Annotated in this window: 27 protein-coding genes and 1 tRNA gene; 13 read left to right on the forward strand and 15 right to left on the reverse strand. The window is 42.9% G+C overall.

Going from position 1 to position 26,136, the window contains the following annotated elements; translation table 11 throughout:
• The first annotated feature begins 810 nt into the window (after positions 1-810).
• Genes ABXT70_RS00850 through ABXT70_RS00860 form a run of 3 tightly spaced genes read left to right on the forward strand, consistent with a single transcriptional unit; the run spans position 811 to position 4,978 of the window.
• Entirely contained in the window at positions 811-1,008 is a 198-nt protein-coding gene (locus tag ABXT70_RS00850; protein WP_443641293.1) for a hypothetical protein, read from the forward strand.
• The gene (locus ABXT70_RS00855; protein ID WP_443641294.1) at positions 995-2,500 is read left to right on the forward strand and encodes an Eco57I restriction-modification methylase domain-containing protein; all 1,506 of its coding nucleotides are present in this window, start codon (positions 995-997) and stop codon (positions 2,498-2,500) included. The genes ABXT70_RS00850 and ABXT70_RS00855 overlap by 14 nt, the downstream gene beginning before the upstream one ends.
• 15 nt (positions 2,501-2,515) lie before the next feature.
• The gene (locus ABXT70_RS00860) at positions 2,516-4,978 is read left to right on the forward strand and encodes a GIY-YIG nuclease family protein (protein ID WP_443641295.1); all 2,463 of its coding nucleotides are present in this window, start codon (positions 2,516-2,518) and stop codon (positions 4,976-4,978) included.
• Here the strand turns inward: ABXT70_RS00860 and ABXT70_RS00865 are convergent.
• Positions 4,975-6,102 (reverse strand): DNA cytosine methyltransferase, encoded by a 1,128-nt coding sequence (locus ABXT70_RS00865; protein WP_443641296.1) that lies wholly within the window; start codon positions 6,100-6,102, stop codon positions 4,975-4,977. The genes ABXT70_RS00860 and ABXT70_RS00865 overlap by 4 nt on opposite strands.
• Before the next feature lie 542 nt (positions 6,103-6,644).
• Here ABXT70_RS00865 and ABXT70_RS00870 point away from each other — a divergent pair.
• The 4 genes from ABXT70_RS00870 to ABXT70_RS00885 all read left to right on the forward strand — a co-directional run bounded on the left by ABXT70_RS00870 (position 6,645) and on the right by ABXT70_RS00885 (position 8,615).
• Positions 6,645-7,112 (forward strand): hypothetical protein, encoded by a 468-nt coding sequence (locus tag ABXT70_RS00870; RefSeq protein ID WP_443641297.1) that lies wholly within the window; start codon positions 6,645-6,647, stop codon positions 7,110-7,112.
• The gene (locus ABXT70_RS00875; protein ID WP_443641298.1) at positions 7,106-7,831 is read left to right on the forward strand and encodes an N-formylglutamate amidohydrolase; all 726 of its coding nucleotides are present in this window, start codon (positions 7,106-7,108) and stop codon (positions 7,829-7,831) included. The genes ABXT70_RS00870 and ABXT70_RS00875 overlap by 7 nt, the downstream gene beginning before the upstream one ends.
• 25 nt (positions 7,832-7,856) lie before the next feature.
• Positions 7,857-8,069, forward strand: a complete 213-nt coding sequence (locus tag ABXT70_RS00880; protein WP_443641299.1) for a hypothetical protein — start codon at positions 7,857-7,859, stop codon at positions 8,067-8,069.
• Between the two features lie 204 nt (positions 8,070-8,273).
• Positions 8,274-8,615 (forward strand): hypothetical protein, encoded by a 342-nt coding sequence (locus ABXT70_RS00885; protein WP_443641300.1) that lies wholly within the window; start codon positions 8,274-8,276, stop codon positions 8,613-8,615.
• Between the two features lie 138 nt (positions 8,616-8,753).
• On the opposite strand, the gene ABXT70_RS00890 is transcribed toward ABXT70_RS00885, so the two are convergent.
• From ABXT70_RS00890 to ABXT70_RS00915, 6 genes are all read right to left on the reverse strand, one after another.
• A complete protein-coding gene (locus tag ABXT70_RS00890) occupies positions 8,754-8,996 on the reverse strand; it encodes a hypothetical protein (RefSeq protein WP_443641301.1) in 243 nt (80 codons plus the stop codon).
• A 140-nt stretch (positions 8,997-9,136) separates the two neighbouring features.
• The gene (locus ABXT70_RS00895) at positions 9,137-9,817 is read right to left on the reverse strand and encodes a hypothetical protein (protein ID WP_443641302.1); all 681 of its coding nucleotides are present in this window, start codon (positions 9,815-9,817) and stop codon (positions 9,137-9,139) included.
• Between the two features lie 7 nt (positions 9,818-9,824).
• Positions 9,825-10,637, reverse strand: coding sequence for a tetratricopeptide repeat protein (locus ABXT70_RS00900; RefSeq protein WP_443641303.1), 813 nt, complete (start codon positions 10,635-10,637; stop codon positions 9,825-9,827).
• A gap of 998 nt (positions 10,638-11,635) precedes the next feature.
• Positions 11,636-12,835, reverse strand: coding sequence for a DUF6538 domain-containing protein (locus tag ABXT70_RS00905; RefSeq protein WP_443641304.1), 1,200 nt, complete (start codon positions 12,833-12,835; stop codon positions 11,636-11,638).
• 419 nt (positions 12,836-13,254) lie between these two features.
• On the reverse strand, positions 13,255-13,602 hold the full coding sequence (locus ABXT70_RS00910; protein WP_443641305.1) for a hypothetical protein: 348 nt from the start codon (positions 13,600-13,602) through the stop codon (positions 13,255-13,257).
• A gap of 104 nt (positions 13,603-13,706) precedes the next feature.
• Complete coding sequence (locus tag ABXT70_RS00915) at positions 13,707-14,042, reverse strand: DUF6626 family protein (RefSeq protein ID WP_443641306.1); 336 nt, start codon at positions 14,040-14,042, stop codon at positions 13,707-13,709.
• 82 nt (positions 14,043-14,124) lie between these two features.
• Between ABXT70_RS00915 and ABXT70_RS00920 the strand changes: the two genes are divergently transcribed.
• Complete coding sequence (locus ABXT70_RS00920) at positions 14,125-14,574, forward strand: hypothetical protein (protein ID WP_443641307.1); 450 nt, start codon at positions 14,125-14,127, stop codon at positions 14,572-14,574.
• Between the two features lie 293 nt (positions 14,575-14,867).
• Positions 14,868-15,437, forward strand: coding sequence for a tyrosine-type recombinase/integrase (locus ABXT70_RS00925; protein WP_443641308.1), 570 nt, complete (start codon positions 14,868-14,870; stop codon positions 15,435-15,437).
• A gap of 169 nt (positions 15,438-15,606) precedes the next feature.
• Here ABXT70_RS00925 and ABXT70_RS00930 read toward each other — a convergent pair whose 3' ends face one another.
• The 4 genes from ABXT70_RS00930 to mutY form a co-directional block, all read right to left on the reverse strand.
• Positions 15,607-16,836: a hypothetical protein gene (locus ABXT70_RS00930; protein ID WP_443641309.1), complete on the reverse strand. Its 1,230-nt coding sequence runs from the start codon at positions 16,834-16,836 to the stop codon at positions 15,607-15,609.
• A gap of 112 nt (positions 16,837-16,948) precedes the next feature.
• Positions 16,949-17,024: transfer RNA gene (locus ABXT70_RS00935), tRNA-Phe, on the reverse strand.
• 136 nt (positions 17,025-17,160) lie between these two features.
• Positions 17,161-17,433, reverse strand: coding sequence for an oxidative damage protection protein (locus tag ABXT70_RS00940; protein WP_443641310.1), 273 nt, complete (start codon positions 17,431-17,433; stop codon positions 17,161-17,163).
• Positions 17,430-18,473 (reverse strand): A/G-specific adenine glycosylase, encoded by a 1,044-nt coding sequence (gene mutY / locus ABXT70_RS00945; RefSeq protein ID WP_443641311.1) that lies wholly within the window; start codon positions 18,471-18,473, stop codon positions 17,430-17,432. The genes ABXT70_RS00940 and mutY overlap by 4 nt, the downstream gene beginning before the upstream one ends.
• Before the next feature lie 158 nt (positions 18,474-18,631).
• Between mutY and hisB the strand changes: the two genes are divergently transcribed.
• From hisB to hisF, 4 genes are read left to right on the forward strand one after another with little or no spacing between them, the layout of a single operon-like run.
• A complete protein-coding gene (hisB, locus tag ABXT70_RS00950; protein ID WP_443641312.1) occupies positions 18,632-19,225 on the forward strand; it encodes an imidazoleglycerol-phosphate dehydratase HisB in 594 nt (197 codons plus the stop codon).
• Positions 19,226-19,232: 7 nt separating this feature from the next.
• Positions 19,233-19,868, forward strand: a complete 636-nt coding sequence (hisH, locus tag ABXT70_RS00955) for an imidazole glycerol phosphate synthase subunit HisH (protein ID WP_443641313.1) — start codon at positions 19,233-19,235, stop codon at positions 19,866-19,868.
• A 34-nt stretch (positions 19,869-19,902) separates the two neighbouring features.
• Complete coding sequence (gene hisA / locus ABXT70_RS00960) at positions 19,903-20,637, forward strand: 1-(5-phosphoribosyl)-5-[(5-phosphoribosylamino)methylideneamino]imidazole-4-carboxamide isomerase (protein WP_443642469.1); 735 nt, start codon at positions 19,903-19,905, stop codon at positions 20,635-20,637.
• Positions 20,638-20,663: 26 nt separating this feature from the next.
• Entirely contained in the window at positions 20,664-21,437 is a 774-nt protein-coding gene (gene hisF, locus ABXT70_RS00965) for an imidazole glycerol phosphate synthase subunit HisF (protein ID WP_443641314.1), read from the forward strand.
• Here the strand turns inward: hisF and ABXT70_RS00970 are convergent.
• From ABXT70_RS00970 to gpmI, 4 genes are read right to left on the reverse strand one after another with little or no spacing between them, the layout of a single operon-like run.
• Positions 21,411-22,211: a divergent polysaccharide deacetylase family protein gene (locus ABXT70_RS00970; RefSeq protein ID WP_443641315.1), complete on the reverse strand. Its 801-nt coding sequence runs from the start codon at positions 22,209-22,211 to the stop codon at positions 21,411-21,413. The two genes, hisF and ABXT70_RS00970, sit on opposite strands and share 27 nt — an antisense overlap.
• Before the next feature lies 1 nt (position 22,212).
• Entirely contained in the window at positions 22,213-23,397 is a 1,185-nt protein-coding gene (locus ABXT70_RS00975) for a S41 family peptidase (RefSeq protein ID WP_443641316.1), read from the reverse strand.
• Positions 23,398-23,406: 9 nt separating this feature from the next.
• A complete protein-coding gene (locus ABXT70_RS00980) occupies positions 23,407-24,489 on the reverse strand; it encodes a murein hydrolase activator EnvC family protein (RefSeq protein ID WP_443641317.1) in 1,083 nt (360 codons plus the stop codon).
• A gap of 55 nt (positions 24,490-24,544) precedes the next feature.
• Positions 24,545-26,089: a 2,3-bisphosphoglycerate-independent phosphoglycerate mutase gene (gpmI, locus tag ABXT70_RS00985; protein WP_443641318.1), complete on the reverse strand. Its 1,545-nt coding sequence runs from the start codon at positions 26,087-26,089 to the stop codon at positions 24,545-24,547.
• Positions 26,090-26,136 lie beyond the last annotated feature (47 nt).

Here is a 26,136-nt window from a genome sequence, read left to right on the forward strand (position 1 = left end):
CTTACAGTTCCTTTCCTTTGAGTGGCACTAAGACCCTTTGTTCTGGAAGCCTCTTAACCATACTGCTAGCTTTCAAAGCTGTCAATCTTGTTTGAAACTACTGCAGAAACCACTACAGTAAAAAGCTTGGCCATTTAAGGCTTTTCAGCTGAACACAATCGTCAACATTTACGCCTTTCCACTTGCAGTCTTACACTCAAACTATGGCAGATTAAGCCTCACCTGAAGCATCTGTAGAGGGCCTGTGGGAGCCTTACAGCTCACCCAAACCAAGACACAAAAGACCCGCACAAGCAGCGTCAACAGCAACACGCTCGCTCTCATCTGCAGTGCCTTTACCTGCTCTGAAACACTCTAGATGGGGGCATGGGCCAGTACCCCGTACCCCGTTATTATATACCGGCTGTTACACGGAAAAGCCTTTTGAAGCTGTAAACCAGTTGCGATAAGTGTATGTATCTTGGTTGCCGTATATGGCTGCAGTTGAGGTGTTGGTTGTATGGGAATACATGCTGGCACTGAAGGTAAACATGTTAGGTGTTAGGAGGTTGCTAAGTGTTACTAGTACCCTATTACCTGTGTGATACCTGAAGTGGGTATGTTGTATTTAAGGGTATAGAGGTGTTATTCAATTAACTTAATAGTACCTTCAGTAGAAAGGTAGATAAGTGCTTACACTAAAGGTGTCGGCAATTTAGGTTCATCACGTTAGGTAGGTAGATTGGGGTTTGGCACTTCAGACATTTTCCTATATCAATAATGACCTCATATTAGTAGTATCTATCTTAAGCACTAAAGAGCTTCAAGGAAGTGAGTATTAATTTAAAAAGAGTGATGACTGGATTAACACTTTTATTCCTATTGGGAAGTGTTGTGGCAATTGCTTCTGAAACAGATTTAAGCGTATCTGAAAACACTGAAACAGATTGGGACCTTGTTTTTGAATTGATAGAAGCGGAAAAAATGGGCATCGGGCGAATACATAGGAGTATATATGGCGATTTATAATACTGGACATAACCCAGATGTTTTAGCTTGTCTTGCAAATTTGAGTTCTGACGAAGTGTTCACTCCACCAGAACTTGCAAATAGTGTGCTAGATCTTCTCCCCAATGAAATCTGGACTGACTCTAGTAAGAAGTTTCTAGATCCATTTTCCAAGTCTGGAGTATTTTTGAGAGAGATAACATTAAGGCTTTCAGCTGGGTTAAAGGATGAAATACCTGATGTACAAACTAGAATAGACCATATCCTCAAAAATCAGGTTTTTGGAATCGCTACCAGCGAGCTAACGGCATTGATAAGCCGTCGAACCTTATACTGTTCCACAAATGCAGTTGGTGAGTATTCTATAACAACTGCACTTAGTAAGGATCAAGGGAACATTCTTTTCAAACGAGGAAATCATGCATGGGAAGGAGGGAGGTGTATATTTTGTAAAGCAAATGAAAACAATCCTACATTTTCTAGATCGCTTGAATTCGAAAATCTGGCTTACCCATTCATTCACAACGCTTTCAACGAGTTTCTTACTTCAAACCATTTTGATGTAGTGGTAGGTGGCCCTCCCTATCACTTACAGGATTCCGAAGGAAATGTCGGTGCATCTCCTATTTACCCAGCATTCGTTGAAAAAGTTAAATCTCTTTCACCTAGATATATGACTCTAATTATCCCTTCTCGTTGGTTCGCTGGCGGAAAAGGATTAGGTGATTTCAGAGAAACGATGTTGAACGACCCTTTTATTTCTAAATTAGTTGACTATCCTATTACTGGAGACGTCGTTCCCGGCCTAAAGGTCATTGGTGGTATTTGTTTTTTTCTCAGAGACTTAGAACATAGTGGTTTGTGTGAAGTTCAGACCAATATGAATAAGAAAAGCTCTACTGCCTTGAGGAAACTAAATGAATATGACACTTTTGTACGATTTAATGAAGGCTCATCAATAATAAAGAAGGTACTTAAAAATTCAGCATCAACCCTCGACTCTACTGTATCACAGCAAAAACCATTTGGGTTGCGTACGAACTACAGAGGCTATAAAAGTGGTGATTTAAAGTTGTATGAGCGCGGCGGAACAAGCTGGACAAATGACAATGAAATCATGGTTAATCGGCATCTAATAGACAAATGGAAAGTGATAACGCCTATGGGTTACGGTGAGGGTGGTGAAACTAGTGGTTACCCCCGTTTCATTATTGGGAAGCCTATTATAGTTGAGCCCAGAGCAATTTGTACCGAAACCTACATTGTAGTTGGATCCTTCAATTCAGAATTTGAAGCAAACAATCTTGTTTCTTTTTTAAGTACCAAGTTGGTGCGGTTCCTTATTGGTATGAGGAAAAATACCCAACACGTTTCCAGTGATAGATTCAAATTTGTTCCACTACTTGACTTCAATAAATCTTGGAGTGAGGAGGTTTTAACAAAAAAATATAAACTTTCACATGAAGAATTAGCTTTTATTGATGAGTTAATCAAACCAATGGTTCTTTCATGATTTAGGGAGCAGGCTATGGGAAACTACTTTTACCATCGAAATACGATTAGTCCACGGATTTATGCATACGAAGATAAAACACTTCCAGGCTTATTAAAGATCGGCTATACAAGCATAAATGTACAAACTCGGGTTAAACAGCAATATCCCACCACTAGGCCCGGGTCAAAACCCTACAAAATAGTTCTTGATGAATCCGCTATGAGACATGACGGTTCATCTTTTCATGATACTGATGTTCACAAAATTTTAGATGGAGTTGGAAAGAGAGAAAAAGGCGAATGGTTTCGTTGTTCTAAAAAAGAGATATTAGCAGCTATATCAGCTGTAAAAAATAGGACCACTATTGAGCTAGCTCGTACACAAACATTCACCGCCCGCCCTGAACAGTCTGCTGCGGTCAAAAAGGCAGCCGAGTATTATAGATATCAAAAAGAGGAAGGAAATAATAGCCCTCATTTTCTGTGGAACTGCAAAATGAGGTTTGGTAAAACCTTCGCCTCATACAAGCTAGCTCAAGAAATGGGTTGGTCTAAAATTCTAATTTTGACTTTCAAACCAGCAGTCAAATCTGCTTGGCAGACAGACCTACTGTCTCACGTCGACTTTGAGGGGTGGAAATTCATTACAAAAAATGACATTAATTTGATTTCATTAGATCATGATAAATTTGTTTGTTTTGGATCTCTTCAAGACTTTTTGGGCAAAAACAGTCTTGGAGGAATTAAGTCATTGAACGAGTGGGTGCATGCTGCCAAATGGGATTGTGTCATATTTGACGAATATCACTTTGGTGCATGGAGAGAAAACTCGAAAGAGCTATTTCAGACATCTGATGAAAATAAAGCAGCTGTGTTGTTTGAATCAGGGGGGCCTGATTTGGATATTTTGCATAATGAGGTGCCCATATCTGCCAATGCTTTTTTGTACCTTTCTGGTACTCCATTTAAAGTACTTTCTTCCGGTGAATTCATCGAAGATCAGATTTTTAACTGGACGTACACTGATGAGCAAAAAGCCAAGAGTGAATGGAGTGTTGGGGAAAACCCCTATGAATATCTTCCTAAAATGGTCTTGATGACGTATCAATTACCTGACAAGTTGAAGGGTTTAATTAGGCCAGGAGAGCTTGATTATTTTGAGTTGAATGAGTTTTTTAGTGCAACAGGAATAGGGGATGAAGCTTGTTTTAAGTATGAGTCCGAAGTACAGATGTGGCTAAATTTTATCCGAGGGAATGATATAACAAGCTTTCTTGGCAACTTGACAACCAGGCATAGTGTACCGTTGCCCTACAGTTCAACCTCTTTGGTGGCAGCAGTTAGTCATACTTTTTGGTTCTTACCGAATGTCGCAGCGTGTTTTGCCATGCGTAACTTGCTAAAGCAGAGACAGAATACTTTCTTTAATGATTACGAAATAATTGTCGCAGCGGGTCCACAGGCGGGAATTGGTGATGACGCTCTTAAACCCGTATTCATTGCTATGAAAAATCCCTTGGATTCAAAGACGATAACTCTTTCTTGTATGAAACTAACCACCGGCGTAACTGTTCCTCCATGGTCAGCTGTATTGATGTTGAGAAATATATCAAGCCCAGAGACATACTTTCAGACTGCTTTTAGATGTCAAAGCCCATGGACACTGCAAAACCCAAATGGTACTAATCCACATGAAGTTACCAACTTAAAACCTATATGCTATGTTTTTGATTTTGATCCGAATAGGGCCCTTCAGAAACTAGCAGACTATAGTTGTAAGTTGGGTCGCAGTGATACAAACCCAGAACAGCAAGTCGAAGAGTTTATTGAATTTTTACCAGTACTAGCGTTTGATGGGCATTCTATGCGGGAAGTGAATGCAGCAGGAGTATTAGATATAGCACTTAGCGGCACTTCGGCAACTCTTTTAGCTAGAAGATGGGAAAGCCCAGCGTTGGTTAACGTTGATGACCTAACTCTTTCAAAAATATTGGGGAGCTCAGAGGCGATGGCCGCATTAGACAATATTGAGGCCTTTCGTGGGTTGAACGTGGAGAATATCCAAACGGTTTTATCAATGTCTAAGGACCTCAAAAAAAAGCGGTCAGATACATCAAAAGAGAACAAGAAACTCAAGAAAAAGATTACAAAAGAGGAGAAAGAACTAAAAAGCAAAAGAGCAGAGATTAGAGACAAGCTAATTAAGTTTGCAACTAGAATTCCCATTTTCATGTATCTAACTGACTTCAGGGAATATACTTTGGAAGATGTAATTCGGAGGCTCGAACCACAACTTTTTAAGAAAGTAACGGGGTTAAGCTTAAGAGATTTTGAATTACTTCTGTCTCTCAATATTTTCAATTCAAACTTAATGAATGATGCTGTGTACAAATTCAAGAGATATGAGGATGCTAGTTTGCGATACACGGGAATTGAAAGGCATGAATTTAAGCATATTGGGCTTTGGAATAGTGTTGTAACAGATTCCCGTGATTAGCTAAATATTTGAGCTTTAATTTCCTTTGCAAATAACCTTCCCAAGGGGACTGGCACTGCATTACCTATCATCTTAGTCTTTGAAGACAAAGATCCAGTAAATAAAAATGAATCTGGAAAGCCCTGCAGCCTAGCGGCTTCGCGAGCGGTAAATCGTCTACTTTCAACTGGCGAAGTATACCTTCCTTCAAATATATAGTCTGAAGGGATTACTGGTAATGCCAAATTGTTTTCATAAATTAGATCAGGAGCTATTACGCCCCCAATCGAAGGGCTTGTGCTAGCAGGTACCGTCTGTGCAGGTTTGTATGGATCTGCTTTCGGAAATAACCTTGGATTCTTGTAACGTGCAGGGTCATCCAATATTTTAACTAATCTATCTGGCAAGACGTCCCTTGGGGCGTCCCTAAAACATCCACCATTTGGTATATGAGGAATGAACTGTTTTTCTAGAGCCGAGAAAGGCAAATACTTATGATCATCTAAATAGTGAGTTGAGGCTTTAGATAAACCTCGGCCAGAAGTTGGCATAGGAAGGTCCCCAATAACAGAGAAAAGGTCAACAGGAGTTTGTACTCCTCCAAACAGGCTTCCCAGAAGAATATCAGGAGTTTGGAATTTCTTATCAGACTCTTTTGTGCCAATAATAATTATCCGTTCTCGCCTTTGTGCCAACCCAAGTAACGTGCAATCTACACGTTGAATCGTAACTTGATAGCCTATTTCATGGAAGCTTTTCTGAACTTCATTCAACGCCATTTTTTCGAGCCCTTTTACGTTTTCCATTAGAAAAACTCTAGGCTGTACATGTGCAACTATTCTTTTAAAGTCTAGATAGAGCTTATTACGGGGGTCATCGATTCGTTGTTTACCAGCAAAAGAAAATCCTTGGCATGGCGGTCCTCCTAGTACAACGTCTACATTAGGTAGGTCTTTTAAATCAATTTCACCATCATCTAAAGCAAGACTTTTTTTCTCAGCTCTACCACCTAATAGTCGCTCATTGTAGTTGTGACATTCTACTGCAGGCCCCCAATGGTCAAAAGCAGCCACTATCTCATAACCTTCTAGAGCGAACCCTAAATCAAGGCCACCACAGCCAGAAAAAAGAGATAAAACTTTCAAGTTAGTATGACTCCATTCAACGTTCATTTATATTTGATACTCTGGCTAATAATTCGAAACTAAATGCCCTACTTGGCGAATATGTTTGCCTTAACTAGATGTCAATTTATTGTTCCCTTAGGGTGACTCTCACTGAGCTATTTCCAAAAAACAAGTTACAAGCAAACTCTCTATATGCTTTGTGTCCGCTCTATATTAACCAATCCTAGAAGAAAAAATCACTGAAAATCAGGTTGAGCACATCAATACATTATTCTATTCAGACAGTATAACTAGTTCCTTCAAAAGAATCAGGAATAAGTCCTAGCTACAGCATTTCATCCTCAATTGAATACCCCTCATTATTTTGTTAACCTAACTCCAAGCACCGATTTGATCCAGATTGCGGGGGGCTATATAAATTACTGCTAAACCGGCCCTTTCTAGAGACCCGATTTAGCTACCGCTGAATTGGGTTTTTTGTTGGCTACTCCAACACATGGCATTTGATCACCAGATTGTGCGCCAGACATTCCGTCAAAGCACTAAAGAGGTTGTATTATATGAAAGTCCCATCAATTCCAATGTCACCTAATGACCTACCCCAGCAACGTGTTGTTGAAGTAGTCGACCTACCCCCCTGCCCTGATGGTATCGATATTTGTTTGTACACAGCTTACAAACGAAAGATGCCAAGACTTCCTTCTCGTCGTGCTAGGTACCTGTGTCAGGTTGAATGGGCTTGGAGCCCAATGCACAGTCGTATCAGTAGCTACTACATCCACCGAGGACACACCTACTGGATATTATGGGAGCGCTTACTTGATCAGGACTGGGGAGCCACGTTGTGGGAGATTGCCGCATCAGTTCCACATAAAGACTGCACCGAACATCAGGCGTCAGTCCATCTTTTAAGGGCAATCTGGGAAAGTGAATGTGGTGAAAGTAGCCTAGACCAGTTCCACTGGGTCAATGACACTGACTTGCTCTCAGTATCAGATTTAGCAGCTATATCGAGGGAGGTATGGTGATAAATTGGCCCACAGATGCAATCATTCTGCACATCCCTCATGCTTCAACAGTCCTGCCTGCTGACCTGGAGTTCTTGCTAGGGGCCGAGAATCTAGCCTATGAGGTGGACGCAATGACTGATCATCATACCGATCTGTTATTTGACTTGTCAGGGGCACGTCGCTGTGTCTTTCCAGTGAGCCGTTTAGTGGTTGACCCTGAGCGTTTTATTGAAGACTCGATGGAATCTGTTGGCATGGGAGTCGTCTACACTCATACGGCAGCTGGAGAAGCTCTAAGAGCTATATCTGAAATAGACCGCCTAGCCCTTATCAATAGCTACTACCACCCTCACCACACTGCTTTAACACGTATGGCTGATGAATGCCTTGAGAAACATAACCAATGTTTAATCATTGATTGTCACAGTTTTCCAGCACAGCCATTGCCATATGAAAATGATTTGAACCGGCCAGATATTTGTATCGGTACTGATTCGTATCATACAAGCACAGAGCTTAAAGATTGCTTATTAAAAGTGTTTGAAGCTTTTGGTTATCGCGTCGCCATTGACTCGCCTTTTAGTGGCACGATCGTCCCGCTAAAGCACTACCACAAAGACAAAAGCGTCGCGTCAGTAATGATTGAGGTGAATCGAAGCCTCTATGCTGACCCAAGTGGTTTCAAACGCGTTCAATCTGATTTAACTCACGCAATATTGCAAGCAGCTACTATCTGACCAAATCACATTTTAGGAGAATAATATGAGTTCATTACAAGAAATGCTAGACCGAGCCATTGTGAGACATGGACCAGATGGGTTTATGGTAAAGCAGCTCAGGAATCAAATTATGGCAGCGAAAAGGAACCAATCTACTCGACAAATCTACACCAGCGGAATCAATGCAAACCATAGCCCAAAAGCGGATGCTCGCTTCATGGCTAGCCAACCTGCAGGGGTGACTCAAGATGATTAAGCGTTATGACTTTAGCGAACTAGATGAAATAATAAGGCTTGCCATGAGAGAGCAAGCTAACCACTCGCAAGGGCTTAATTCATCTCAAACGCATGGCACGCTTTACCCAATAGGTGACCCAAGAAACGATGGACCACCGTCGCAGGAACAGCCTAAACTTAACTCTCATAAGTTGATGCGTCCCCGCGCAGGGTGGAGGTAATAGTGAAAATATTGAGATGGTTTGTGGCGGTAATTATTGGCTTTATTGCCGCGGTACTTGCTGGCGGCATTGTCGTGACGATAGGTGAAATGAGTGTCTGGATTCCTTTTTCTCTAGCTGCAGGAGGGGTAGCATCCGCTATCTGCTTCATCTATGTGGCTGTAAAGATTTCCGGCAGCTCCTCGATTACAACCGTGAAAACCCTATCAGTAGTAGTTATCATCACAGCTGTAATAAGTGCTGCTGGAAGTTATATCGGGCAATCTAGTCCCATGCCTGCCCTCGGTTTGTTAATTGCGTCAGTGATTTTCTTCAGAAGTCCCACCATGTTTGTTAGAAAGTAGTGCAGCCAAAAGAAGCAGCTTAGAGTATGGCTGCAAGGTGCTTAATCGATGTTAGAGAAGGTGCGGAATGGGGAAGGCTTGGGTACTAATAACTACTCTGGCAGTCGGGTAAGGTTGAAAGCAGTATTAGTGAGCGTTTCACCTTACTTCAATAACTTCCTGAGTATTCATAAAACCGAAATCATTGTTACCTAAAACAGCAATAATAATACCTACAAAACGCAATGTCGGTTGATAGTCACCATGCAGATTAAAGCAGTATTCCTCTCCTATTTCCAAATCTTCTATACAAAAAACTTGCCCAGAAATGGTTCCAGTTAGATCGTCTGCATTATTAAGAAACCACTGGTCGTTGGCAAAATGTAAATCTGATAAAGGCATACTTTTCTCTACCACCTATGTAGTGATTTGCAGATTGACATTAGTTAGTTACACCCATTAAGCTAGGGTCCTATATATTACAGCAGTTGTGATTTACAGATAAATATTAGTCGGTTAGATTCGATCAACGTAAACTACAATTAATGCCTTAGCTCGACAATTAGGGCTGAATGGTCTGTGAGGGTTTCCCGAGTGCTATGGTCATAGTAGCAAGTTACACATCGATTGGTGACATTTATACCAGCCAGTGCATGGTCAATCCTAAACCCATTACCAGCGTTCGAATACCAACTATACTCTTGGGCTATTTCACCATTATGATCGCGCCATAGGTCGGTCAGGGTCTTGTTTGCCAGATTCAGAAATTGGTCAGAGCAATGAAACTTTGCACCTTCCGAATCCAGTATGTTGGAACCAGTATTAAAGTCACCGATTGCCAATAGTTTGCTGGTGGCTATATCCTCCAACTTACTAAATACGCCAGCCTTGGCTTTACGCTGTGGAAAATATGTTCCAATTAATTGTAAGCCAGCCCAATTAATTCCTATGATTGACCATTCGTTGGGACAGTCCTCTATTTTTAAAAGGGTGCTAGCCTGTTTAGTTGCCAACATAACGGTGTTTTGTTTGGAATCTGTATTATTGTGATGGACGTGCGAAAAGCCTGCTTGCCTTAGTGTGGCTATGATCTGCTCTCCTCTGGTATTACGTCTGAATTCGCTAATCACGAGGGCGTCACAATCTTGGGCTATCAAATAGGAACAAATGGCCGCAATTCGAGTGCCACCACCTTGACGGATGTTTAATGCCAGTAGTTTCATGCTGTCTTTAACAATCCGTATAGTTGCTATCTAAACATCGGCTAGACATGTCCTGTGCTGTGGATATATCAGCTGGAGTCATTTGTTTAGTTACCTTATCTTTATTCTCACGAGCAACTCCGTTGCCGTTATAACTAGCTAAGGTGTACCACTTCACTGCGGTCTTATCATTCCGAGGCACACCATCGCCAAAGTCGTACATAGCCCCTAGATACCTTTGAGCTATAGCATATCCTTGCTCAGCAGCTAAGGTGTACCACTTCACTGCGGTCTTATCATTCTCTGGCACACCTCTGCCATTAGCGTACATAGCCCCTAGATTAAATTGACCCTCAGCAAGCCCTTGCTCAGCAGCTTTAGTAAACCACTTCACTGCGGTCTTATCATTCTCTGGCACACCTCTGCCATTAGCGTACATAGTCCCCAGACTAGATTGAGCTTGAGCAACACCCTCCTCAGCAGCTTTGGTGTACCACTTTACTGCAGTCTTATAGTTCTGTGGGACACCTTCGCCTTTATCATACATAAGCCCCAGGTTATATTGAGCGCTAGGCATACCTTGCTCAGCAGCTAAGGTGTACCACTTTACTGCGGTCTTATCGTTCTCTGGCACACCGTAGCCAAATTCATACATAAGCCCCAGATTATGTTGACTCGAAGCGTCACCCTGCTCAGCTAAAGGTTTGAACTCTGCTATAGCAGTTTTATAGTCACCTGAATTGAATGCTTTTACACCTTTATTAAAATCAGCAGCGATCGCCATTCCACTTCCCAATAGGAATAAAAGTGTTAATCCAGTCATTACTCTTTTTAAATTCATATTCATATCCTTGAAGCTCTTTAATACTATTATAGATACTACTAATATGGAGTCATTATTAATAGAGGAAATGTCTGAAGTACTAACCACCCCCACCAAAACCTAATCTACCTACCTAACGTGATGAACCTAAATTGCCGACACCTTTAGTGTAAGCACTTATCTACCTTTCTACTGAAGGTACTATTAAGTTAATTGAATAACACCTCTATACCCTTAAATAAAAAACACACCCACTTCAGGTATCACACAGGTAATAGGGTACTAGTAACACTTAGCAATCTTCTATTACCTAACGTGTTTACCTTCAGTGCCAGCATGTATTCCCATACAACCAACACCTCAACTGCAGCCATATACGGCAACCAAGATACATACACTTATCGCAACTGGTTTACAGCTTCAAAAGGCTTTTCCGTGTAACAGCCGGTATATAATAACGGGGTACGGGGTACTGGCCCATGCCCCCATCTAGAGTGTTTCAGAGCAGGTAAAGGCACTGCAGATGAGAGCGAGCGTGTTGCTGTTGACGCTGCTTGTGCGGGTCTTTTGTGTCTTGGTTTGGGTGAGCTGTAAGGCTCCCACAGGCCCTCTACAGATGCTTCAGGTGAGGCTTAATCTGCCATAGTTTGAGTGTAAGACTGCAAGTGGAAAGGCGTAAATGTTGACGATTGTGTTCAGCTGAAAAGCCTTAAATGGCCAAGCTTTTTACTGTAGTGGTTTCTGCAGTAGTTTCAAACAAGATTGACAGCTTTGAAAGCTAGCAGTATGGTTAAGAGGCTTCCAGAACAAAGGGTCTTAGTGCCACTCAAAGGAAAGGAACTGTAAGACTAGCTGTCTCCGGGCACCATTATTACCTTATATTCCCACTTATATATGCACACTCGTTCGGACTTCGTCCTCACTCAAACATGAGTGCACCCCTAATTCTGTAAGCGTTTCACTGGCTTTGCTCCTTGTGGCTGATCATGTCACCCAAGGTGCTACACGGGAGATGTTTACGATGGTGTTGTCATTTTGTGCATCCACTCACCAAGGATCTCAACGGGATAGCCAGTTCCGTATCTACTTCCAACTGATCCTGTAGACCATCCACCAATCTGATCAATTACCTCAGTTGGGCAATGAATAGCCCTTAGTCTGTCACGCATCGAATGTCTAAACGAATGGACTGATACCTTATCCGATACTATACACTTGATCCATTTGTTAGCCGCAGCTGATGCTGAGTTGGCATTGCATATGCCTGTTTTCATGTACTTGGGAAATAAGAAGGAAGGGCTAGTTGATCTTGTTGCTTGCTCTACTGCCCACAAAGCGACTCCAGATATGGGTACTATTCTCTCACTGGCACTATTTTTTAGTCGTCTGTGTGCGTTTGGCGTGATGATAATGTGTGGAACTGAATGATCTAGCCTCACGTCTTCTTTTAACAGTCCCGCAGCTTCAGATAACCGCAATCCTGTATCGCTAATGAGTCCAATCAGCCATCTAATCTCATCATCAATAGACATGCATGTGTTTTGAATAGTAGTGATGTCCCTAGAGGACACTGGAAGTCGTTTAGAACCTGAACCAATATCTGGAAGAAAGACATTGGCAAAGGAGTTTTTCATACTTAAGCCATGCTCACTGATTGTAAGGTTAACTATTGCCTTGATACTAGACAGAACACGCTTTAGAGAACTGGTGATCATGCCCTTAGCAATTAGCCAGTCTCGAAACTTACCTGCATCTATTGTTGTATAAGAAGCGATAGGCTTATTACCGATAGCTTCAGTAAGGTAATCAACATTTCTAGTTGCACCTGTAGTAAATGCGTGAGGCTTTTTATCTGCTTTCAAATGTAAGTAGATTTGCAGTGCATCAGTCATAGATGGAGAGTTGTCTACATAATTAATAATCTGCTGATTCATGCCAGCATGTGCTATGCCGTTTATCCGCAAACTAAACCAATCAGAATCCAACTTTGTAGCTATCGACGCAGCACCTCGTTGAGCAAGAGAGAGTGATCTAGTGCGTAGACTGAACGCAACTTTCTTATTCGGATAGTGGTGTCTCAAATCCACAGGAACATCCCGCTGGAAGTAAAACACACCATCTCTTTGGTACAAATATCTTGTTGAAAACAACTGCAGTTTCGACAACACCATCGTAAACATCTCCCGTGTAGCACCTTGGGTGACATGATCAGCCACAAGGAGCAAAGCCAGTGAAACGCTTACAGAATTAGGGGTGCACTCATGTTTGAGTGAGGACGAAGTCCGAACGAGTGTGCATATATAAGTGGGAATATAAGGTAATAATGGTGCCCGGAGACGGAATCGAACCGCCGACACGAGGATTTTCAATAAATTACGTCACCATAAATTAATAATTATCAACAAGTTAAAGTTAATTTGTAATTGTATGCTATACAGTATGCTATAGTTTTATTAGAATTATGCGAGTGCAATCAGTTATTGTAGCGTAAATTGCTATTGATGAAGAGTATTTGAAAAAAGCATAACTATGCCTGTCAGTCACTCTGCCAAATCGAAAATATATGCTATGAATGTGTATGCTTATATGCAGTTTCTAAACACTTTAGAAATACAAAGCGTTAATTGAAAAACGATTAAATTGGTGATTTAGGTTTAATGGGATTTAACGCACTTTGCTTTGCTGACAGACTTTGTGGTTTATTGCTTGGAAGGGGTTTACGTTTACTTGGCAGATTGGGTTTTGGAATAGGAAGTGAAGGAATAGAAGAAGCTTTACTAATAGTATTGCTTGTCCCTTTTTTGGTTGCCTGGTTAACTTTTGGTTGAGTAGTTTTTCTAACACGTATACTCAATCTATCACTCAAGTCACTTACAGCACTCGTCAATATGTTCATATCGTTTAATGTCTGAGCTAACGGCGCATTCAAGCTTTTCTGTTTAACAATATCAATCAGCTTACGCATATCATCTTTGTAATCCATCGTTGTAGTTCCCTTCTGTTGTGGCTAAAAATCACCACCTAACTTCTGTAAGTACTTCCCTATAAAAAAGTACGTGGATGATTTGTTGGGATGCCAATACCTTTTCAGTACATCGTCTTTTGTGTTTCCATATTTGTCATCCATTTAGACTTGCTGGCAGTAAAAATAACATCATCTAAATTTTGTGAAAGATTAGAAAAGTTGTTAGCGAGTAGCTTACTTTTGTCATCTGCTTTTGCTTCTAACAATCTACTGTAGTGCTTTAGCTTACTACTGCAAATAGCAATAGTTTGTGTTGATGGTTGACGCTTATGAAAACGCAAACAACGAAAGTAGCTTTCGCTTTTGTTTAACCAATCCACGCAAAACTCATTCTGTGTTTGCACTACACCTATGCTGTTTAGTAATTCAAATGTCTCAGTAAAAACACTTTTGCTCATCTTTTTTCACTCCGTTGCTAAATAACTATATGCGTTTATACGTTTCCATCCAACGCATACTTATTTAGCAGGAGATTAGACATTGAAGACGGAAGTAGAAGAGTTAAAGCGAGCATATACGCAGTGGAACAGTGACGGAGACTTTGCGTTTTTTGGAACTATAAAATTTATAGATGGTTGGAGCATCAATAATTACATAGTGCGTAAACGTGCTTGTTACTTTTTCAATATGCTAGATAGGAAAGTACTTGGACAAAAGACAGTAAGGCAAGGCATTAGGTTAAGGCGAATGGTTTATATTGAGAAAGGCAAAAGTAGGGAAAACAGGCACATACATTTTTATACAAAAGGCATTACGGCAGAGCAGAATAAAGAAATAATAAAACAGGCACATAAGCTATTTGGGAAAGTAACAAACGCATATGACTTACAAATTGTGGGATTAAGTAAACACGAACGGATAGCAGGGTATTGCAGTAAAGAGATAGACACACTTGAAACTGAAGTACTGATACTCGACTGCACACACTAGGCAACAATTTAATCGACTAAGTTATTGAAAGCACCAAGTAGCTATTGCTCTGGTTGAACTACGTTAACTAGTAATTATTGTTTAACTCTATTAGTTAAGCAAAGTTCTTACTGTGTCTAACACTTAAGCAACATCATAGTTACTAATAGATAATGTTTAGAAATACACAATACTAAACATTATGAAGTAACCAATTGAAACTATTGAAGATATACAACTACTGATAAAAGGTAGGAATAACTAATGTTTGAAAATATACTTATGTAAATGAAAACTAAACATTAGAGGCTGAAATGAAACAAGCAAAAGTACTTACACAAAAGGAACTTAAGAAGGTATTAGACTACATAGATGCATTTGACAGACACGCAGAACGCAATAGAGCAATGCTACTACTTACACACTTATGTGGTTGTAGGGTTAGTGAAGTAGCTAGTTTAAAGCTTTCTGATGTAGTTAACGACAAAGATGAAGTTAATGACATTATATTTTTAAGTGCAGAACAAACGAAAGGAAGTGATAGCAGACGAGTATTTGTTAACACTAAAGCTAAATCAGCTATTAAACGCTATCTGCAAAGCAATACAAGCGTCAATAACAGCGGTTACTTGTTTACTACACAAAAGAGTAAGCGGTTTGATGCTAACACGCTACAACAGCTACTAAAGCGTTTATACGCACGTTGCAGTATTGTTGGAGCAACTAGCCACAGCGGTAGACGCAGTTTTATTACTAAGCTTGCTACAAGTGGAGTAAGTGTGCGTGTTATTGCTGAATTAGCATCACACAAAAGCATACAAACAACACAGCGGTACATTGAGATTAATGATGACTTATGTAGTAATGCTGTAGAACTTATATGAAGCAGTCAAAACACAAGTTGTCAAAAGAACTAAAAATAGCTGAACGACACAAAAATTGGTTGGATAAGAATTTACCAAAGTCTAAGCAAGTAAGAGAAAATCAAAAGCAAATATTAGCGTTATATACTGCCATTAAATGTGACTCTCTTTTACTATGATTTTATCACCTTCAATCAATGTCTCGCCAATCACTTAGTTCATCAGCCTTTTGAAACGTTTCCATGTGACCGTAATGATGTTCAATCATTTTTACACTGGTGCCCATCTGTTTTGCCAGTAAATAGATAGTAATGGGTATTTTGCGTAGTAATTGCTGACTCGCATAAAAGTGCCTAAAGCTGTATAAAGTTCTGTCTTTGTTTTCAGCACCTACCAACAGTTCAGAACTACGTAAAAACTTCTTAAACGTGCCGTCCATACGTTTAGGTTGAGTGCCATCCACTAGTACAAATAGTGGCTCATCAATTCTTTGCTTGATTATGGCTTCAAGTGTTTTGCCGTCAAATTTTGGATTTCTATCTTTTAAACGTGTGAGCACTTTCTTTACATCACTAAATGCGTTGTGACGTACTACGACTGTTCGTCTTTCTTCTGTTGCTTTACGTCCCTTTCTCTTTATTACATTAATAGTAACAATGTCGTTCCCCTTTCTGCTTTTTTCAAAACTAATATTACGCCAAGTAATCTCCATTGCCTCACGCCCATGCCTTATTCCGCTGTTAGCAAGAATGAGTACATAGTCATAAAGTAGCAGTTTTATTTCTGCATCTTTTTTACGATGTGTTGGCTTTTTACACCAATGCCTTAGCTTTACTATAAGCGATCTATACTCATCTATTTCGAACGTAGCACGACGTGAACTTTGCTTACCTATGTTTTTGATAATTGGCAGAGTACTTGTGTTTGCCCAACCACGCGCTACTGCTTCATCTAGTATTATTTTGAGTGCGGCATGGTGATTACTAAGTGTACTTTGTGCTGGTGTTCTGCCTATCTCTTTTGCAACATAGTCAACGTAGCCTTCGTACTTGTCTTTTAAGTTGTCTAGCTTGCAGTGTCCAAAGTAGGGTATTTGGTATTTGTTGATAGCGTAAATGTAAGCTTGATAAGTTTGTTTCCACTGCATTGTTTCACGCGTACTTTCAAGTTTTTTAACGATACTTTTGGCTATGCTTGAAAAGCTACGTGTATTTTGGGGGAGGTTGTTTTTGCCTTTAATGGTGGCTTCATAATACAACTCAAGTGCACAACTTTTAGCCGCTTCAAGTTCAAGCTCGTTAGTTGCAACTCTGTACCAAGTCCCATCATCCATTTTGATGCGGGCATACCATCGTGTGCTACGAGGTTGTTTGTAAAGTGAACAAAGCTTAGGTATGACTACGTGTGTAGCGTTGTGCATGGCAAACTCACCGTAACGCAACATAGGCGCAGGAGTTAAAGTATGCTACAAGTATGCTATAGAAATGTGGTTTAGTAAACCGACAGTAAGTTATTGAAATATATGATAATAATGGTGCCCGGAGACGGAATCGAACCGCCGACACGAGGATTTTCAATCCTCTGCTCTACCGACTGAGCTATCCGGGCAATACTTTCTTTCTTCTGTGCTGGTTGCGCACTGTTTGGCTACCAAGAAGAGGGCAGTATTAAACCCGTTTTGCTTTTTGCTGTCAACAATAAGTTGCTGAAATATGGTTATTTTCTTTATTGTTGTGGGTTTTTTCTAAGCAGAAGGTGGCACGTAGCCTTCCGCTTGGTCGTAATTATCACCAGAGACAAATTTATCCAGTTCCCCTTGCAGGTATGAGCGGCTTTCTGGATCCATCATATTTAAGTGCTTTTCGTTAATGAGCATTGTTTGGTGTGCTAACCAATCTTGCCATGCCTGTTTGGATAAAGTTTCAAATAGCTTTTGGCCTTTGGCACCTGGGTAAGGTGGGCGATCCATAGCGTCCATGTCAGCTTTGTATTTAGTGCAAAAAACGGTGCGGGTCATTGGGTTTTCTCAAGTAGTTTTTTGATCGGTGTCGCTAAGCCTATTGTATGCAGTTGTTGGCTGTCGTACCACTGACTTCTATTATTTTCTGAAACTTTTTGTAGCATGTTACTGAGCACCAAAAGATGAGGCTCTATGGTGAGTTTATAGTGGCTGAATACGTGCTTGATGGGTGTTATGGGCCTGGTGTTGGTTGGTAGCCCATCTAACGCGAGTTGTGTTTGTAGTGCTTTGAGGTTAACAAATTCTGGCAGGCTCCAAAGCCCACCCCAAATGCCTTTGCTAGGGCGCTGTTCTAGTAGAATTTGGCCTTGTTGGTTTTTGAGTAATAACACGCTGATGGTTTTGTGTGGTAATACCTTTTTGGGCTTAGGTGTGGGGATGGATGCAACTCTGTCTAGTGCGAGTGCTTGGCAGCGTGCTTGCATGGGGCAGGCCACGCATAGTGGCTGTTTGGGTTTGCAGATGGTTGCGCCTATGTCCATGATGGCTTGGGTGTAATCTGCATTACGCTGGTTTGGCGTGAGCTCTGTGGCGATTTGCCAAAGTTGTTTATCTATCTTGCTTTGCCCGGGCCAGCCCTCTATGGCATGTAGACGTGTGAGTAGCCGCTTAACATTACCATCAAGTATGATGCCTGGTTCGTTATAGGCTTGGCTGAGGATCGCTCCTGCAGTAGATCTGCCTATACCCTTGAGCGCTATAAGGGCGTCTATGTTTTTTGGCATATTGCCCTGGTGTTGTTCTGCAATGGCTATAGCACTGTCATGGAGGTTACGGGCTCGCCTGTAATAACCTAAGCCTGTCCACAGGCTTAGCACTTCGTCAACATCAGCTTCTGCTAAATCTTTTGCTGCAGGGAAGCGCTCCATAAAGCGTTCAAAATAGGGAATGACAGTGACTACTTGGGTTTGCTGCAACATGATCTCAGATACCCACACACGGTAACCGGTGCGGTTTTTCTGCCAAGGTAGGTGGTTGCGGCCGTGTTGGTCGAACCATATGAGTAATTGTTCAGCAAAAGAGGTGTTTGTAGTCATTAATTGAGGACTTATGGGTGCGCAAATGCAGGTAATGCTGAGTATACAATTGTTTTATCGCTTTTAGGGACGTTTGTGCTTTGTAAAATAGCGGCTAAAGGCCGTATAATCTCAGCCTATTGTGTAGCTTTACCCATTATTAAACGAGAGGACATCTCATGTCGGCACGTACCGCCACCGTAGAACGGAATACCCTAGAGACTCAGATTAAAGTCAGTGTTAATTTAGACGGCACTGGTGAGTATAGTTGTGTTACGGGTTTGCCCTTCTTAGACCATATGTTGGAGCAGGTCGCGCGTCATGGATTGATTGACTTAGACATTATCGCCAAGGGTGATTTGCATATTGATGCGCACCACACGGTGGAAGATTTGGGCATTACCTTGGGTATGGCCATAAACCAAGCCGTGGGTGATAAAAAAGGCCTTACGCGTTATGGTTCCGCTTACGTGCCCCTTGATGAGGCGCTGTCTCGCGTGGTGTTGGATTTCTCTGGCCGCCCAGGCTTGTTTCACCATGTAAAGTATACCCGTGGTCGTATTGGTGGCTTTGATGTGGATTTGTTTGATGAGTTTTTTCGTGGTTTTGTAAACCACGCCAAGCTTACGTTACATATCGACAACCTAAGTGGTAAAAATGCCCATCACCAAGCAGAAACTGTGTTTAAAGCCTTTGGCCGTGCTTTACGTATGGCCTTAAGTGCTGACGAACGTATGGCAGGAATGATGCCGTCTACCAAAGGCAGTTTATAGGCGCGCTATGAAATCCATTGCAGTTATAGACTATGGCATGGGAAATTTACATTCCGTTGCCAAGGCCCTAGAACACGTTTGCCCAGATACCCGTGTGTATGTAACTAACAATGCGGTTAAAATTGAAGCTAGTGATCGTGTTCTTTTGCCTGGGGTTGGTGCAATTCGTGACTGTATGGCTGAGATCAAACGCCTTGGTGTTGACCAAATCGTGGCCGACCAAATGGGCAAAAAGCCAATGCTCGGTATTTGTGTGGGTATGCAGGCCCTTATGCAACGCTCCAGTGAAAACGGTGGCATAGATTGCTTAGACCAATTATCAGGTAATGTGTCCTTCTTTGGTGACCAATCAAGTGTGCAAGAAGCTCATTTGAAGGTGCCGCACATGGGTTGGAACCAGGTACAGCAGCGCCCTCACAAGCTTTGGGATGGTATAGAAGACAATAGTCGTTTCTATTTTGTGCACAGCTATTATGTGCGCACCGAAGCGCGCGATCTAGTGGCTGCTACCTGCAACTATGGCCTTGAGTTTGATGTGGCTTTGGCCCGTGAAAACCTTTTTGCAGTGCAGTTTCACCCAGAAAAAAGCCACTCAGCAGGCCTTAAACTTTTACAAAACTTCTTACAGTGGGACGGTAGCTAAACGCTGCCGCAAATCGTATATGTCTCAAAACCCTTTGTTAATGATTCCAGCCATCGACCTAAAAGATGGTGAATGTGTACGCCTGCGCCAAGGCCGTATGGAAGAGTCTACTGTGTTCTCTGCAGACCCAGTGGCCGTAGCTAGCCAATGGGTAGATGCAGGCTGTAGAAGATTGCATTTGGTAGATTTGAATGGTGCCTTTGCTGGTAACCCTGTCAATGGGGATATTGTTAAGGCCATTGCCATGGCACACCCTAAGCTACCTATTCAAATTGGTGGTGGTATTCGTAATGTAGACATTATTGAAGCCTATCTTCAGTCTGGCGTTGAATATGTGATTATTGGCACTCAAGCCGTGCGTGATCCAGACTTTGTGACCCAAGCATGTCGTGATTTTCCAGGTCGTATCATAGTTGGCTTAGACGCCAGTGATGGCATGGTGGCTGTAGAAGGCTGGGCTGAAGTGACGGACGTTAAGGCTGTAGACTTAGCCAAGCGTTTTCGTAATGATGGTGTGAGTTCTATTGTTTATACGGACATTGCCCGTGATGGCATGATGCAGGGTGTTAACGTAGAAGCTACTCGTCATCTAGCTAGGGAAGCGGGTATCCCAGTAATTGCCTCTGGCGGCGTCACTAACATGGATGATGTGCGTGCGCTTGCAGCCGTTGCTAGAGATGGCATTGTAGGTGCCATTACAGGCCGGGCTATCTACGAAGGCACGTTAGATTTGGCTGCAGCACAATCCTATTGCGATGCACAAAGCTAAGCACTAGCTATTTTAAGGAAAACACCATGGGCTTAGCCAAACGCATTATCCCCTGTTTAGATGTTAACAACGGCCGTGTTGTTAAAGGCGTGCAGTTTGTTGATATTCGTGATGCTGGTGATCCTGTGGAAGTGGCTAAACGCTACAATGAGCAGGGCGCAGATGAGATTACTTTTTTAGACATAGGTGCTACCCACGAAAACCGTGACACCATGGTGCACACGGTAGAAAAGATGGCTAGTGAAGTGTTTATTCCCCTCACTGTGGGTGGAGGGATTAGAAGCTGTGAAGATATTCGCCGCATGCTCAATGCAGGTGCAGATAAAGTAGGCATTAATTCGGCAGCCGTGGTTAACCCAGATTTTGTACAACAAGCAGCTGACCGTTTTGGTGCCCAGTGTATTGTGGTGGCTATAGATGCAAAGCAAGTAAGTGGCCCAGGCGAAACACCACGGTGGGAAATATTTACTCATGGTGGTCGTAAGCCTACGGGTATTGATGCTGTTGAGTGGGCTATTAAAATGGTGGATTACGGCGCCGGTGAAATCTTGCTTACTAGCATGGATCAAGATGGCGTTAAAAACGGTTATGATTTAGGCGTAACGCGCACCATTAGTGATGCCGTGTCTGTGCCCGTGATCGCTTCTGGTGGTGTGGGTAACTTGGACCACCTAGTAGATGGTGTGATTGACGGCAGGGCTGATGCCGTATTGGCGGCTAGTATTTTCCATTTTAACGAATACACTATTCCTCAAGCAAAACAGTATATGGCCTCAAAGGGCATTGAGATGCGGCTGTAGCTGCCGGATTAGCGCCGTCGCTGAGGTGAGTTTTATGCCAGCTTCATCTAACCTGCCCAGCGATTTTCTTAAAAACTCCACCGTGGCTGGGTAGGGATGGCCAATAAGAACAGCGTGGCCATGTTCATGGGCAATGTCCATGGCCTCTTGAAACTGTATTTCTAGTGCGTCTGTACTGGTATCGTTATCTAAAAACACGTCTCTTGTCAGTGCTGGAACAGCTCGAGATAGAGCCTGTTGCAAAGCAACGCTGGCTGCGCTTGTACGACTATCTACAAAAAATAAATCCATCTCGTTGGCTACATCCATAGTCCATTGCATGGGTAGGGTTTGTTCAGTTAAGGCGCTACCCATGTGGTTATTTAGCCCTTCTGCGTGGGGCACACTGGCAAGGTCTTCTCGCAACACCTGTTTGAACTGATGTTCGTCCATATCTAAGGTAAGGCCACCAGGGCCTAGCCTGAGGCCTGCGTGGTTTTGCATAGGCACGTGGAGCATTATCTGCTTATCTGCTGCAGCACCTTGACGAGCCAATAATGCACCGTAAGGGGTATGAGGCATTACTGCTAAGGTAATTGGGCCAGGCAAATTTACAATGCCTAGCCCGTTGGCAAGGTTATAGCCTAGGTCGTCTATGATAATTACCATAGACGGCTGAAACTCATCAGCTTTCACTACATAAGTGGAGGCAACAAAAGGTATGAGCAGCAACCAAATAAAAGGGTATATAATGGTATTAATGCACTTAGGGACCATAACAAGATTGGCCGTCATGCTATTTTTTGGCATCTAAGAAATTAACTAGATCCAGTGCACTAGTAAGCTGTAGATCGTCCTCTATACTGGTATTGTCTATTTTTAAGTGAGGCTCGATTCCCTTTAGGTGGATATTATGACCGTCAGGTGTGTAATAGTAAGCCGTTGTTAGTTTAACGCCTGCACCTTCTGGCAATGCAATAATAGACTGTACTGAGCCTTTACCAAAGCTGGTATTGCCTACCAGTTGGCCACGTTGATGATCTTTTATAGCACCGGCGACAATCTCAGATGCTGAAGCGCTACCATTGTTAATGAGTATGGCCAATGGCCAGCCTTCACTGGGGTCTGTCGAGCTGGCATCAAAACGCATGTTGCCATGTCGTTGACGCGCCTTGGTGGTGACGATGATACCCTCAGTTAAAAATGCATCGGCCACTTCTGCTGCTGCTGCTAAAGTACCACCAGGATTGTTCCTTAAGTCTAATAACCAACGATCGGCCCCAGCTAACTTAAGCCGCTCCATTTGTTCTACTAGGTCTTGCCCAGTGTGGTCTTGGAAGTGGCTAATACGAAGATAGGCTACGTTATCAGCCATAAGCTCGCTACGAACACTTTTTGTAGTAATGATCTCACGAGTTAAGGCGAACTTAAGCTCTTCACCATTACGTAAAATAATGAGCGCCACCTCTGTACCAACCTCACCACTCATCAATTGATTAATGGCGTGCACATCAAGCCCTTTAACGGCTGTGCCTTGTACATGAGTGATCCAATCTCCAGGCTGGATTCCAGCACGGTATGCTGGACTACTGTCGATAGGGGTAATTATGCGAATATAATTACCCTCTGGTACTAGTTCAACACCAATTCCAGAGTATTCCCCCCGGGTGTCTTGTTGCAGACGAATCATGTCGTCGGCATCTAAATAGCTAGAAAAGGGGTCGAGTTTTAAGATCAGTCCTTCAAGGGCAAGCTGTAATAACTCTTCGTCTGTCTTGGCCTCTACGTGTTGCAGGCGAATGCGTTCATACACTGCTACAAATGACTGCAACGCAGCTAATGGCACAGAGGCCTGTGTTACTGGTGCCGCAGCCATGGTGTTTGAATAGATTGACAGGCCTAGCACAAGGGCAAGTGCCAGACGAACAGCTCGTCGTCTAATCTGGGGTTGGGATTTGAACTGGGTCAGTTTAATGCGCATAAGGTAACCTTATTGCAACCATTGTTTAGGATTTAAGGGCTTGCCCTGTCGCCGCAAAGAAAAATACAATGCAGCTTTGGTATTGCCACCAGATTTTCCGCTACTGGCGATAAGTTGTTGAGCAGCGGCGTAATCTCCCACAGACAAATAGAGGGCTTGATTTTGTCCATACAGACTTAAAAAACCATCGCCGTGATCAACAATAATAACCAATCCATAACCTTTTAACCAATCGGAAAAAACCACATGCCCGCCGTGGATTGCCACCACATCCGAACCTTCAGGGGCTGCAATCAACCAACCTTGTTGGCTTAGAGGGTATTGGCTTTGTGAAACCCCAAAACGGTTAAGTACTTTGCCCTTTAGGGGCCAAGGTAGTTTGCCCTTAGCGTCAGCCAGAGCGGCACCTGCCACTTGAATGTTGGCTTTGGCAATGGCCACTTGAATTTGTTCTAGTAGCTCTTGAGCTTGTATTTGATCAGCCTTGGCACTGGCTAAACGTTGGGCTTTTGAGGCTTGTTTGTTATTTAACAGTTTAAGATTAGTAGCAAGTTTAGTTTTAGCTTGTTTTAAATGTTGGTTTTGCGTTTGTAGTTGTTTGGCACTCTGCTGTAATTCTAGGGTTAGGTCAGCTTGCTCTTGTTGTACTAATGCGAGGCTGTTTAATGTTTGGCGATAGGCAGCCATTTGCTCGGCGCTGGCCTGGTTTAAGTATTGGTAATAAGCCATATTCCGGGCAAGAGCCGCAGGGTTATCTAAACTGAGCAACAGATTGCCAACTGCATTCTGTCCTTGCTGATACTGGCTTTTTAACTGGCCGCCGAGTTGCTGCTCTTGTTCGGCTAAGGCATCTTGAAAATGGCTGGATTGCTGTTGCAGCTTGGCGAGATGGGCAGCAGCTTTTTGGCTGCCCTGTTGGTTTTGTTGTATGGCTTTGCGAAGGCTGCTGATATTTTGTTCATTACTGCGCAGCAGTTGTTGTAAATCGGAGGCTTTATTTTGCGCGTTATGAAGCCACGACTGTAAGCTGCCGATATCGCTTTGCAATTGCTGCATACGTTGTTGAACTTGCTGCTCACTGTTGGCTGACAACCCTGTGCTTATGAGCAAAAGCAAAGTACACGTTAAGTTGGCTATAAAACGCAATTTAACTAAATTCCACCAAGTTACGCCCAGTCATTTCTTTGGGCTGTTCTAGGCTCATTAAATGCAGCAAGGTTGGTGCTAGGTCAGCTAGCACGCCAGAAGAAAGTTTTGCGTTACCGTTTCTGCCGCTCACATAAACCAAAGGCACAGGCCATAACGTATGGGCTGTATGAGGTTGGCCAGTGGTTGGGTTGGTCATTAGTTCTACGTTGCCATGGTCGGCGGTAATTAACGCCTCGCCACCGACATTCTCCAAGGCACAAACGATACGTGAAAGACAGGCGTCCACAGCTTCAACCGCTTTAACGGCCGCATCAAATTTACCCGTGTGCCCCACCATATCTGCGTTGGCAAAGTTGCATACAATTAGATCGTAGGCACAGCTTTCGATGGCGGCAACGAGTTTGTCAGTTAGTTCTGGCGCACTCATCTCGGGCTGTAAGTCGTAGGTGGCGACGTTGGGTGAGGGAATGAGCTCACGGCTCTCGCCTTGGTACAGTGCTTCTTGACCACCACTAAAAAAGAAGGTGACGTGGGCATATTTTTCAGTTTCGGCAATACGTAATTGCGTCTTGCCATGGTTGGCCATTACTTCGCCAAGATCATTTTTTACATGGGTTGGCGGAAAAGCACAGGCTGTGTCTATGTCGGCGCTGTATTCCGTCATCATCACAAATTCTGCTAGATCAAGGGGCTCTCCACGATCAAAGTTATCAAATTCGTCATCCACAAACGCACGGGTAATTTGGCGTGAGCGGTCGGGCCTAAAGTTGACGCAGATCATAGCATCACCATCTTCAATGGTGGCGGGCTGGCCGCGCTGATCTAAAATAACCGTAGCGGGCACAAACTCATCTGTGACATTGTTTAAGTAGGCTTCTTGTAATGCATTAAGAGCCGATAAGCATTCATACTCTGCTTCGCCGTAACGCATAGCGCGGTATGCACTTTCAATTCGCTCCCAGCGGTGGTCTCGATCCATAGCAAAATAACGACCACACAAACTACCAATGCGGCCACCTATAGGCTCTAGGGCATCCATTAGCGCTTGTATGTAATCTTGTGCAGAGCTGGGCGCCGTGTCTCTGCCATCTAACCATGCGTGTACAATAATAGCTGTGGCTCCACGTTGGTGAGCTAACAGGCAGGTTGCAAATAAATGATCCTGATGGCTGTGCACGCCGCCATCTGATAACAAGCCACAGATGTGTACCGTGCCTTTATTAGCTACGGCTTTATCAATGGCAGAAAGGATCACTTCGTTAGTATTAAAATCACCATCTTCAATGGCTTTGCCGATACGTGTATAATTTTGATACACCACCCGCCCAGCGCCAATGTTCATGTGGCCTACCTCGGAGTTGCCCATTTGGCCATCGGGTAGGCCTACATCAGCACCAGACGTGCCTACTAAAGTGTGGCGATGATTTGCCAGCAAAGCATCCCAGGTGGGTGTGATCGCTGCTTTAATAGCATTAGAAGCAGATGATTCGTTTTGTCCCCATCCATCAAGAATGATGAGGGCTTTTGGGCTAGAAGTGGTCATGGTGTCCGTTATCAGCAAATGGCACTTAATATTTTAGCAGTCCACCC

It is taken from the genome of Candidatus Njordibacter sp. Uisw_039, from assembly GCF_047730075.1.
Classification (GTDB): Bacteria; Pseudomonadota; Gammaproteobacteria; order Pseudomonadales; family Balneatricaceae; genus Njordibacter.